This is a genomic window from Pyxidicoccus sp. M6 (assembly GCF_055568925.1).
Map to the genome: position 1 here is coordinate 12620406 of NZ_CM145714.1, position 11499 is coordinate 12631904.

At 70.6% G+C, this 11499-nt stretch carries 12 protein-coding genes; 2 read left to right on the forward strand and 10 right to left on the reverse strand.

Annotation, left to right across the window (positions count from 1 at the left end; genetic code table 11):
- Positions 1 to 71: 71 nt before the first annotated feature.
- Positions 72 to 719, reverse strand: coding sequence for a hypothetical protein (locus ACVTJA_RS49835; protein WP_465831631.1), 648 nt, complete (start codon positions 717 to 719; stop codon positions 72 to 74).
- A 176-nt stretch (positions 720 to 895) separates the two neighbouring features.
- On the opposite strand from ACVTJA_RS49835, the gene ACVTJA_RS49840 reads away from it, so the two are divergent.
- Entirely contained in the window at positions 896 to 1294 is a 399-nt protein-coding gene (locus ACVTJA_RS49840; protein ID WP_465831633.1) for a hypothetical protein, read from the forward strand.
- Between the two features lie 186 nt (positions 1295 to 1480).
- Here the strand turns inward: ACVTJA_RS49840 and ACVTJA_RS49845 are convergent, their stop codons facing one another.
- From ACVTJA_RS49845 to ACVTJA_RS49870, 6 genes are all read right to left on the reverse strand, one after another.
- Complete coding sequence (locus ACVTJA_RS49845; protein ID WP_465831635.1) at positions 1481 to 1798, reverse strand: YciI family protein; 318 nt, start codon at positions 1796 to 1798, stop codon at positions 1481 to 1483.
- A gap of 145 nt (positions 1799 to 1943) precedes the next feature.
- Positions 1944 to 3110, reverse strand: a complete 1167-nt coding sequence (locus tag ACVTJA_RS49850) for a S1 family peptidase (protein WP_465831637.1) — start codon at positions 3108 to 3110, stop codon at positions 1944 to 1946.
- A 430-nt stretch (positions 3111 to 3540) separates the two neighbouring features.
- Positions 3541 to 4092, reverse strand: coding sequence for a hypothetical protein (locus ACVTJA_RS49855; RefSeq protein WP_465831639.1), 552 nt, complete (start codon positions 4090 to 4092; stop codon positions 3541 to 3543).
- A 62-nt stretch (positions 4093 to 4154) separates the two neighbouring features.
- A complete protein-coding gene (locus ACVTJA_RS49860; protein ID WP_465831641.1) occupies positions 4155 to 4544 on the reverse strand; it encodes a hypothetical protein in 390 nt (129 codons plus the stop codon).
- Between the two features lie 5 nt (positions 4545 to 4549).
- Positions 4550 to 5449: a hypothetical protein gene (locus ACVTJA_RS49865; protein ID WP_465831643.1), complete on the reverse strand. Its 900-nt coding sequence runs from the start codon at positions 5447 to 5449 to the stop codon at positions 4550 to 4552.
- Positions 5450 to 5598: 149 nt separating this feature from the next.
- Positions 5599 to 6552 (reverse strand): CheR family methyltransferase, encoded by a 954-nt coding sequence (locus ACVTJA_RS49870; RefSeq protein ID WP_465831645.1) that lies wholly within the window; start codon positions 6550 to 6552, stop codon positions 5599 to 5601.
- Positions 6553 to 6593: 41 nt separating this feature from the next.
- On the opposite strand from ACVTJA_RS49870, the gene ACVTJA_RS49875 reads away from it, so the two are divergent.
- Positions 6594 to 8675 carry a M3 family metallopeptidase gene (locus tag ACVTJA_RS49875; protein ID WP_465831647.1) on the forward strand — a complete coding sequence of 694 codons (2082 nt, stop codon included), beginning with the start codon at positions 6594 to 6596 and terminating at the stop codon, positions 8673 to 8675.
- A 51-nt stretch (positions 8676 to 8726) separates the two neighbouring features.
- Here the strand turns inward: ACVTJA_RS49875 and ACVTJA_RS49880 are convergent, their stop codons facing one another.
- The 3 genes from ACVTJA_RS49880 to ACVTJA_RS49890 all read right to left on the reverse strand — a co-directional run bounded on the left by ACVTJA_RS49880 (position 8727) and on the right by ACVTJA_RS49890 (position 11496).
- The gene (locus ACVTJA_RS49880; protein WP_465831648.1) at positions 8727 to 9317 is read right to left on the reverse strand and encodes a hypothetical protein; all 591 of its coding nucleotides are present in this window, start codon (positions 9315 to 9317) and stop codon (positions 8727 to 8729) included.
- Between the two features lie 45 nt (positions 9318 to 9362).
- Positions 9363 to 9803: a hypothetical protein gene (locus ACVTJA_RS49885; protein WP_465831650.1), complete on the reverse strand. Its 441-nt coding sequence runs from the start codon at positions 9801 to 9803 to the stop codon at positions 9363 to 9365.
- A gap of 70 nt (positions 9804 to 9873) precedes the next feature.
- Positions 9874 to 11496 (reverse strand): R3H domain-containing nucleic acid-binding protein, encoded by a 1623-nt coding sequence (locus ACVTJA_RS49890; protein WP_465831652.1) that lies wholly within the window; start codon positions 11494 to 11496, stop codon positions 9874 to 9876.
- Between the last annotated feature and the right edge of the window lie 3 nt (positions 11497 to 11499).

An 11499-nucleotide genomic window follows, 5' to 3' on the forward strand; every position in this document is an offset into this window, starting at 1 on the left:
GGGCGGCTCGGGGTTGCGGCGGCCAGGGTTGAGTACCACGCAGGACTCCGGCGACCCGGGCGAGGTGCCGCTCAGGACTCCGGCGGCCAGAGCGCGCTGACCTCGGGACTTCCGGCCAGGTAGACGACCCACACGGGCTCTCCCTGCGGCCGGCGCGCATCCGCCAGGCGCGACGAGGGCACGCTCCCCGGCATGGGCTGACCGTGGACGAGGAAGACGTAGTCGAGCCGGGCCACTCGCCCCGCCTGCACCCCGGGGACGAAATGGCGCTCCACCTGCGTCAACTCCGCCGGAGCGCCGACACCCCAGCGCAGGACATGGAGGCGGCGGCGCTGCTCGCGGCGGAGCTCCCGGGGCCAGCCGGAGCGGCGGAGCAGGACGCCCACGAGGAGGAAGATGCCCGCCATCAACAGCAGCGGCCGCTGGAAGGCGAGCGCCACCGGCAACACCAGCGTGCCCAGCGCGAGGAAGAGCGTGCCCATCCAGTATTGCGAGGCCAGCTTCGGGCGGAGGACGGCCGCGCGCTGGGCGCGGGTGAGGCGGCGCGGCGGCGGAGGCGGTGGCGGACCTCGCGAGACGTACGGCGCATCCTCCAGCGAGCCGCCGCATTCCCGGCAGCGCGCGTCGCGCCCGGGGAGCACGACACGCGCACAGGTGGCGCAGACGCGGTGCGACGCGTCCTCGTCGGGCGGGACCTGTGTGAGGTGTGGGCGCGACACGGTGGCATCATGGGAGCACCGCGAGGTGCGCATGCGCAACCTTGGCCATGGGTACGACGCGGGTGTGGAGCGGTGGAAGGAGGCGCGGCAGCGGACGGCAGCGCTGGGGCCCGTCCGCCCTGCTGCTCCCTGGCAACCGGGGAGATTCATTCCTACCTGAGTGCCTGGGAGGTTCCATGCCAGAGAAGACTCGAGCGACACGTGTGAAGCAGGCGAAGAAGAAGGGTACGACGTTGACCCTCAAGGCCACGGACGTGGGCCGGGCCGCGGGCGAAGGCCCCCACAAGGCGAAGAAGCTGGGACGGATGGCGTTGGGGGATGCGGAGTTCCCGGACCGCTCCGTCAGCCCGCGCAAGGAGCCGGGACGGGGCAACAGGACGAAGAGCCGCAAGCTGCCGGTGCCGGAGCTGGGCAGCAGCACGTCGCGGCGCAAGACGCTGCCGTCCATGGCCGCCGCGGCCTACCGCAAGGAAGGCACCGCGAAGAAGACCACCGGACGCGGGGACACCACGCCGCTGAAGGCAGGCAAGGCCTACAAGAGCCGGGGCGCGCGCAAGACGAGTATCCGCGCCTGAGCACCTGAGCGACGTGGCGACCGCGCGCTCCGGATGCAGTCTCGGCTGCCCGCGCACACGTCACCGCATGGCACGCATGTAACAGCCCCGGGGGCGCGGACATCCGCAGCGGAAGGAACGTTCATTCCGCCGACGGTCCGCGGCCTGAAGCGGCAGGTGCGGCGCCGTGTCCTCGCGGTTCCTGCCTCAGCCCCGCACGCGCGAAGCCGGCACGCCGAGCAACTCCGCGAGCGCGGGGTGCACGCGGCCCGGGTCGATGGTGGTCACCGTGTACGTCGCGACGCCGGCCTGGACGAAGGGGTCCTCGGCGGTGATTCGCTCCACGGTGGCACGGTCGACGCCCCGGGCCAGGATGGCGCCTCCCTCGGTGGATGGAACTGTCTGCCCGGAGACGAGGAACGTCCCGTCCCGATGGTGGCGCTCCAGGTAGCGGACGTGCTCCGCGATGTGAGGCTCCGCCTCGAGCTCCGACACCCGGTATCGCAGGACCAGCAGGTGCAGCATGTGCACCGTCCTCCTTTACGGCGGCGAGCGCCGTGACAGCGGACGTATGGACGTATGTCGCGAGCAGGTCGATGCGCAAGCGCGAATCCATCGCCGTGAGAGCAGGCGGCGCACGTCGCTTGCGAGTCGATGCACAGGCGCGAATCTACCGCCGCGAAGACGAGCGTCGTGCGCCGCGAGCAAGCCGATGCACCAGCGCGAACAGGCCCAGGAGCGCGGGGCCCGGAGCGCTCGCGCAGCCGCCCGTGTCGTCCCCAGGCCCGGAAGGGTCCACCGGCTCAGGGTCGGGGAGCGGCCCGGAGCACGGTGTGAAGCAGCGGCACGCTGCGTCGCCCTCGGGCTCCAGCCGCGCGCAGAGCCCGCCCGTGCCACACGCCGCGTCGTCCGTGCACGCCGCGCCATAGTTCCCTTCCTGGAGCGCTGGCAGCAGGCAGTGCCCGGGCGCGCCGTCCACGGAGACACAGGTGAGCCCCGAGGGACATTCCACGTCGCGAGTACACGTCGCGAGGCAGAGGTCCTCCGGTGGCAGCGTGGGCACGACGGGCGCGGGCACCTCCGCGAGGAACGGGCGGATGAAGCCGTCGAGCAGCGCGTCCACGCGCACGTTGCGAGCCTCGTCGCGACAGGCGACGTCGCCGCTCACGGTGAGCCCCACCAGCACCTCGCGCTCACCATCGCGCAGGAGCACGGGACCGCCGCTGTCCCCCACGCAGCTCATGCTCGGCGCGGGGCCCGCACGGAAGTCAGCGGGCTCCACCTGCGTCACCGTGAGCGTCCCCTGCCGCCTCCGCCCGGACGGAGCCTGCGCGTCCTTCGTGTCCCCGAAACCCACCACCCGCACGGAAGCGCCGACCGTGGGTGCGGCGCCCGTCGAGTCCGGCAGGGGAAAGGGCGTCACGTCCACCGGTGCGGCGAGCCGCAGCAGCGCGGCGTCGTATGCGTGCGTGGCGGAGTCGTAGTCCGGGTGGATGACCGCGCGAGACACACGAGCGAAGCGGCCTCGTGGCGAAGGCTCCGGCTCGGGCAGCAGCACCTGGCCGAGGTAGACCTCGTGCGGCCCCTCCGTTCCGAAGATGGCGAGACAGTGCGCGGCCGTGAGCACGACGTCAGGCGCGATGAGCGCACCGGAGCAGAGCAGTGTCAGCGGCTCGCCACCGCACCGCGTGCGCCGGGCGATGAGCGCCACCGCGGCAAGGTCATCCGGTGCGTCCGCACCGTCCACGACGCGGCGCTCTTGTGCACGCGCCTGAGTGGACGGGAGCGACATCTCCGTCACGGGCTGGCAGGCGAGCAGCGAGGCCGCCACTGTCATCAGGAGAATTGCCCATGCGCCACGAGGCCCGAGGCAAGGCGAGTCTCCTCGGCCCTGCCGAGCGGGAGACTCAGCGATGGCCCACCACGAACGCGCCCCTTCGCGAGGCACGTGCACGGACACTCCACGGCCCGAATCCCCGCTCGGATGCGACATGACGTCATCACCCGCCCACCCCGTGGGCGCCTCATCGCGAGGCCCAGGCCCAGGCCAGGACCCACCCGCCCGACGGCTCGCGCCCAGGTGAGCTCCGGTGCCATCCTCCCGGCGTGCTGTCTCCTCTCCGTGAGCATCGTGGGGACGAAGCCTCTGCGAGATGCCCTCGCCCGGCGCGGCACCGCGCCGGCCCACGAGGAAGCCACACCGCCGCATCCCCGTCATCGAGCCACCACGCCGGCTCGGAGCAGACACAGCAGCGCGGGCCCGCGCCTCATTCGCCGGAAGACTCCTGCTTCGCCGCCTCGCTCAGCTCCTGAATCTGCTCGCGCAGCTCGTGCAGCCGCGCCCGGTGGCGCTGGAGCAACGTCTGGAGCTGCGCACTCCGCCGCTCGTCACCGCGAGCCTCGGCCTCCTCACGCTCGCGCTCCAGCCGCTCCACGTCCCGCCCCAGCAGCGCGGTGATGTGCGTCGTCTTCTCCAGTCGCCACTGCGCCGTCTGCGGCAACTCGGGCACGACTTCGTCATTCTCCTGCGGCGGCGGGTTCTCCACCTCGGGCTCCGGCGCGACATCCCCGGGCCCGAGCGCCACCACCGTGGCATGTGCCGCCTCGCTGCTCGCGAGCACCGGCTCCGCCCGCGCGGCGGTTTTCTGGGGCACCGGCTCCGGCGAGGACCTCTCCGCCACCGAAGCAGCGGGCACCTCGGGCGGAGCCTCCACCGGCGACCCGGGAACGCCGGGCGCCGCCGGCCACAGCGCCACCACCAGCAGCGCCACGACGAGCGCCGCGGCGCCGGCCAGCATCAGACGATATCGAATCCTCATGACTCGCTTGCCCTCCCAGGCGCCCGCCATGCTGCAAGGCCCGTGCAGTCCACTTCCAACTCTCAGAACCGCACGCGCCACGTGCCTGCCTGCCGCTCCACGCGCAGGAGCCATGGCTCCTTGCGCTCCGTTCCGCCGCTCGCCACGCGCGCCCGGACGATGACGGCCTCCGCGTCGCGCCCGTCGACTGTCGACCCGGAGATGGCCACCAGGGAGACGTCGTGCTCATTCAGCTCCCGCACGGTCTCCTCACAGGAGCGCGCGCTGCCCCCGGTGGCCAGCAGCGGCGCCAGCACCGCGCAGTCCTCCGAAGGCAGCGCCGCGAAGAAGCGGCGCACCGTCTCCTCCGCGGCCTGTGTCTTGGAAGACGCGGACGAGCACCCGAGGGCGACCAGCACCAGCCAGCACGCCCCGAGGCCCGCCCGCCTCCCCTTCACACGTCCCAACGCCATGAAGCTCAGTAGCAGTTGGGAGCGAACAGCTCGTCGTCGCTGGCGGAAACGAACTGGTCGTCGCAGTAGGCGCTCGCCAGCGCGTGGCCGTTGCGCACGCAGCCGTCGTGGTTGGTGGCGTCCAGCGTGTACTGGGTGTCACCGCCGCAGCCGCCGCCGCAGCGGCCGAAGCAGATGCCCATCACCTTCGGACGGGACCAGTGGTCCGGCTCGCCGCACACCCAGGTGCTGCCATTCAGGTAGAACTCGTCGCCGCTGCACGTGGTGTGGTCGCCGAGCTGCGCAATCTGCTGGTTGCCCGCCCAGTCGAAGCCGCCCTTGTTGCAGTCGTGCTTCGCGTACGAGTACCAGTTGTACACGCCGCCGCAGCTCCCCGTCTGGCGGCCGTTGCACTTGGTGTAGCTGCACAGCATGGTGTAGCCGCGGCCCTGCTCGCCCATCACCGTGCGCTTGAGCTCCACGGTGGAGGGGTTCTGCGCCCACAGGCCCACCGCGCGCCGCAGGTACATGGCCTCGGGGGCCGCCGCGTCTCCCGTTGGGAGCTGCGTGTTGAGCGCGCCGTAGAGGGCGGAGAGCAGCTCGCGGTCCGCGTCGCCGAGCTGCGTGTCCGTCGCGCTGCCGTCCGCGAAGCCGTCGAGCGTGGAGACGCCGCTGGCCGGGTCCATCAGCCCGGTGAGCGACATGCCCCGCAGCCGGACCTCCAGGCGGTACACGCCGGGCTCCACCTCGCGCGAGGAGAACGACACCTCGCTGCCGCCCTGGATGAAGGTGCCGTCCGTGCGGCCCGTCTCCGCGGACATCGATAGGCCGTCCTGCTTCGCCTCGGCGGTGGCGTCACCACCACCCGAGCCTCCACATGCAGACAACAACAACGACGCGACTGCCGCACACAGCGCCTTGCGCATAACGTTGCCTTCCCTCCGGCCAGGGTCTGGCCCCAAAGAGACGATGGTGGTACCCGGGCACGCGAGCAGCGCTCAAGGCGGAGCGCGTCACGAACCCTGATACATGACTCAGGTTTCACGGGGCGTCACAACACCGGGTCCGAAGCACCTCAGCCAGAAGGCTTCCGGAAGACGGGCAACGCTCCCGCGGCGCGCTCCCATTCGACTCCGTGCTCCGGAAGAGACTCATGCCCGCCGATGACGAGCAGCCCGCCCGGCACCAGTCGCGTGCCGAGCCGCGCGAGCACCTCGAGCTGGAGCGGCGGCGCGAAGTAGGTGAAGGCCACGTTGCGGCACAGCACGAGGTGGAACGGACCGTCCGGCATCTCCGAGCGCAGGTCCTGCACGAGGAAGGTGACGCCCTCGCGGTACGCCGAGTCGATGCAGGGCTCGTCATCAGAGACAGAGGAGCCTGACGCGTCGGAGGAGTCGGGAGTGCCCGAGGTGCCGCGGAAGGCGCGCGCGGTCCACTCCGGAGGCAGCTCGCGCAGCGAGCCACGCGGGTAACAACCTCGGCGCGCACGGGCGAGCAGCGCCTCGTCGGCGTCGGTGGCAATCAACTCCAGACTCACGTGCGGGAAGCGGGGCTGGAGGCCGAGCCGGAACAGGATGGCCACCGTGGAGGGCTCCTCACCGGAAGCGCAGCCAGCACTCCAGACGCGGAACGTGCCTCCGGGTGGCAACGCTTCCAGCAGCGGAGGCAGCAGCACATCCCGCAGCACGTCGAAGACGCGCGCGTCGCGGTAGAAGCGGGAGATGGTGACACGGCAGAGCGCATCGAGCACCGCCCACTCGTCAGCGTCCGCCTCCAGCCGGGCGCGGTAGGCGGCGGCATCCGGAAGGCCCAACGCCTGGAGCCTCCTACCGAGCCGCTTGCGCACCTGTCCCCGGATGCTGGTGCGGCGGAAGCCCGCCCACCGCAGGCGCAGGCGGGGCGCGGCCCACTGCAGGAACTCCAGGCACTCGCGGTCCGTCACGGCGTGAAGCTTCTCACGGCGCGCGCTGACGGCATCCGGGCCGGACGCCCACCCCACCGGCGAGCGGAAGCTGGCGGGATGTGGCATGACGCTCCCGCGTTTCCGATGGACTCCGGAGGAACCCACCCTTGAAGAGACTCACCGCCCTCACCCTCTCCGCGGCCTTCGCGGCGGCCGGCTGCTCGCACGGCACCGCGGCCACCGAGCCCGCTCCCCAGCAGGCCCAGGCCCCCGCGTCAGCTCCCACTCCCGCCCCCACTCCCGCGCCCGCCGAGCCGCCTCCGCCTCGCATGGCCGACGTGCTCTCCGGCACCGCGCAGGCCTACACCGCCGCGTGCGATGCGGACCTCGAGACGGCGCGGACGCAGATTGCCCGGCTGAAGACGCTCGACGCGCGCAAGGACGGCCAGGCCGTGCTGGCCGCGTACGACGAGGCCACCGGCGCGCTGACGGCGGCCACCAACCGCTCCAGCCTCGCCCGCGAGGTGCAGCCCGACGCCGCCTTCCGCGACGCCGCGCGCGAGTGCGAGCAGCGCGTGGACTCGGCCAACGTGGCGCTGTCCCAGGACCGCGGCGTCTATGACGCCCTCTCGGCGGTGGACCTGTCCCACGAGGACGCGGCCACGCGCTATTGGATGGAGCGCTCGCTGCTCGACTTCCGCCGCGCCGGCGTGGACCGCGACGACGCCACGCGCGCGAAGGTGAAGGCCCTCAACGAGGACATCCTCAAGCTGGGGCAGGAGTTCGGGAAGAACATCGCCGAGGACGTGCGCAGCGTGTCCTTCTCTCCGAAGGAGCTGGACGGCCTGCCGGAGGACTACCGGAAGGCCCATGCTCCCGGGAAGGACGGCAAGGTGGTCATCACGACCAACTACCCGGACTACTTCCCCTTCATGACGTACGCGAAGGACACCAAGGCGCGCGAGAAGCTGTGGCGCGCGTACCGTCAGCGGGCCTCCCCGAAGAACCAGGCCGTGCTCCAGCAGCTCATCGCGAAGCGGTACGAATTGGCCACGCTGCTGGGTTACGAGAGCTGGGCCGCGTACACCACCGAGACGAAGATGACGCGCACGCAGAAGGCGGCGGCGGACTTCATCGACCGGCTGGCGGTGGCTACCGAGCCTCGCGCGAAGCAGGAGTTCGCGGAGCTGCTGGCGCGCAAGCAGAAGGACGTGCCCGGGGCGAAGACGCTGGAGCCGTGGGACCAGGACTACTACGAGGACCGGCTGCGCGCGGAGCGCTTCGGGTTCGACTCGCAGGCGGTGCGGCCCTACTTCGAGTACGCACGGGTGAAGGCGGGCGTCATGGACACCGCCGCGAAGATGTGGGGACTCACCTGGCGCAAGGTGGACGGCGCGAAGGTGTGGCACCCGGAGGTGGAGGCGTACGACGTACTCGACGGGAGCACGCTGCTGGGCCGCATCTACCTGGACATGCACCCGCGTGACGACAAGTACAAGCACGCGGCGCAGTTCGACCTCGTGGCGGGCCAGGCGGGCAAGCGGTACCCGGAGGCCGCGCTGGTGTGCAACTTCGGGCGCGCCGGCGAGCTGATGACGTACGACGAGGTGGAGACGTTCTTCCACGAGTTCGGCCACCTGGTGCACGCCATCTTCGCGGGCCACCAGAAGTGGGCGGGCATCGCGGGGACGCGCGTGGAGTGGGACTTCGTGGAGACGCCGTCCATGCTGCTCCAGCAGTGGGCGAGCAACGCGCAGGTGCTGACGCAGTTCGCGAAGCACCACCAGACGGGTGAGCCGATTCCGGCGGACCTGGTGGCGAAGCTGCGGGCGTCGAAGGAGTTCGGAAAGGGGCTGTGGTCTCGCCGGCAGTTGTTCCTGTCGGCGCTGAGCCTGGACTACTACTCGCGCAAGCCGGGCTTCGACACGACGCAGGCGCTGGTGGCGCTGCAGAAGAAGCTGAGCCCGTTCAAGCACGAGTGGCGGGACGGCACGCACTTCGAGCTCGCCTTCGGGCACCTGGATTCGTATTCGGCGGCCTACTACACGTACCTGTGGTCGTTGGTCATCGCGAAGGACCTGGAGTCCGAGTTCGAGAAGCACGGGTTCCTGGACCACGCCACGGCGATGAAGTACCGCCGCACCGTGCTGGAGCCCGGTGGCTCCAAGCCCGCCGCCGAGCTGGTGAAGGACTTCCTCGGCCGCGACTACGGCTTCGACGCGTACAAGACGTACCTCGACCGGAACTGACGCCGGTGACTGCCGGGGGGACGGTGACTCAGGCCGTCCCCTCGGGGGTGCTCACCAGAGGTCGTAGGTGAAGAGGCAGTCGATGATGCGGGCCTCGCCGAGCTCGCCGTTGCCCCAGTGGATGTCCGGCACCTGCGTGAAGAGCGTCTTGTTGGGCAACCGCTCCACACCAAGTTCCGCGCGCATCACCCCCAGCAGCGTCTCTTCGAATGCATGCATCTCCGGCACGGGCTCGTAGAAGGTGTCCGAAGGTTGGTTCCGCTCCCCAAGCCTCTTGTGTATCGAGGTGTAGGTCGCGGCAACGGGCGCGAAGATGCTGATGAGACCGACCACGTCGCGAGACACGACGCCCCCATCCGGGGTGCTCAGCTTCTCCGGATGGGAGACCCGCACCCGCCAGCAGTTGTCGTCGGAAAAGAGCACGCTCCAGTCCACTGCCCGGGTTTCCGGCAGTGCCTCGCGAAGACGGGTCAGGAATCGGCCCCACCGCTCATCGCCCGCCTCCGCCGCCTGCTGGCGGAACGCCTTGAGGCGACGCGCTTCCGGAAGGTCGTCGTACCCCGGGTCATAGCTGTGGAGCCCGGCGGGAAAGTACTGGCGAATCAGTTCGATGAGCTGGGGTGCGCTAGGTAGAGGACTCATCCGTTCAATCCATGTTCAAGGCGTGAGGGACTGCAGCCATGGCGCTCAGCGCCTTCCCCAGTCGTCAGCTTGCCGGACGCGAGAGCCGCGAATGAGCAACTCGAGCTCCTTCTCCATCTGCAGTCTGAATCGGTTGCAAAGCTGAGCAGAGAGAAGCCCCTCTCCAGCCACGGCGGCAGCCGCTGCATCCGCGGCCTGCGCAGCCGCGCGCTGTGCCACGCCGTCGGTGATGGTGGTCTCGTTGAGGACCGCGGGGACTTCCACCGAGTATGCGCACGTGACGAAGGTCGGGTCACCCTGTGCGCGCGCGAGGTTGATGACGATTCTCGCTGCCTTCCAACCGCCAACCTCACCCACCTCCCCCCGCACGAGTGGCACGAACTGGAACTGCGACGGAGAGATGCCCTCCGGCGAGCCCGCAATCGACACGCAGCCCGAGAGGGACAGGAGCACGGCGATACCGGTGAGCCAGAGCCGCTCGAGCATGGCCCTTCATACCGAGCGCCTCTTCCCACCTGTCTCTCGTCCCGCGAGGCCTCCTGTCCTCCCGACAACGCTATGCCGTCCCCTCGGCCTCCTCCTGCGCGAGCGCGGCGTCCACCTCCGCGCCCAGTGGGTAGATGGTGAGGTGCCGCGTCGGCTCGCTGCCGTGGCTCACCGCCTCCAGGTGGTAGCGGCTCACCAGCCGGTGCTGCAGCTTCCGCAGCCTCGGCGGCCTCGGCGCCAGCGGCACCGAGACGCCCTCGCTCAGCACGCGTTCGATCGCGTGCTCCACCTCCGCCACCGCCTCGCGGACCTGGTCCTCGTCCACGCCCTCCACCACGTTGAAGGCCGTCTTCAGCACGCGGCGCAGCTCCGCGGAGCTGTTGCGCTTCACCACCTCCACCCGCGCGCCCGACTTCTCCGCCGTGCGCCGCAGCCTCGGGTCGTTCGCCCGCGAGCGCAGCGTCACCACCATGTCCGCCGCGTCCAGCCGGCTCACCAGCCGCACGTCCACGCTCAATTCCCGCAGCACCTTCGTCAGCAAATCCCTGCTCACCGCGTGCGCGTAGACCTTCGTCGTCCCGCCCATGCCCGGCACCCGCGCGAGGATGTTCTCCGCCCCCCGCGTGACACCTGGCCCCGCCATGCGCCCCGGCCGCATCGAGGGCAGTGACGGCGGCGCCGCCTTCACCTCCTGCACCTCCACCTGTCCCGAGGCCGCGTCCTGCGTCCGGCGCTCGCCGCCCACCGCCTGCCCCGCCAGCAGCCGGTCCACCGACTCCGCCGTGTCCGGGTGCACCAGCACCTCGTCCCGGCTCACCATCTCCACCACGATGTCGAACGTCGGCGGCGCCTTGCGCTCGCTGATGGTCTTCTGCGTATTCCGCCGCCGCGCCTCCTCGTCGCTCAGCGTCACCGTGTGCACCCCGCCCACGAGGTCCGACAGCGTGGGGTTCAGCACCAGGTTCTCCAGCGTGTTGCCGTGCGCCGTGGCCACGAGCTGCACGCCGCGCTCCGCAATCGTCCGCGCCGCCGCGGCCTCCGCCGACGTGCCAATCTCGTCGACGATGATGGCCTCGGGCATGTGGTTCTCCACGGCCTCAATCATCACGTCGTGCTGCCGGTCCGGCCGCGACACCTGCATCCGCCGCGCGCCGCCGATGCCCGGGTGCGGCACGTCCCCGTCCCCGCCAATCTCGTTGGACGTGTCCACCACCATCACGCGCTTGCGCAGGTCATCCGCCAACACGCGCGCCACCTCGCGCAGCTTCGTCGTCTTCCCCACGCCCGGGCGCCCCAACAACAGGATGTTCCGCCCCGAGCCGATGAGGTCCTTCAGCATGTCGATGGTGCCGAAAATCGCGCGCCCCACCCGTAGCGTCAGGCCCACCACCTTGCCCTTCCGGTTCCGGATGGCCGACACGCGGTGCAGCGTCCGTTCAATCCCGGCGCGGTTGTCGTCCCCCGGCGGCCCCACCTGCGCGAGCACGTGCTCCAAATCCTCTCGGAGGACGGGCTCCTCGCGAAGCCGCTCCACCCGGTCCACGAGGCGCGCCTCGGGCGGGCGGCCCAAATCCATCACCACCTCGAGCACCTGCTGGGGCGGCAGCGCTCGCACCGCCGCCTGCAAGGCCCCGGGGAGAACGCTCACCAGCAACTGGAAGTCGTCAGCGACCTCATCGGCACGCGGTGTCATTTC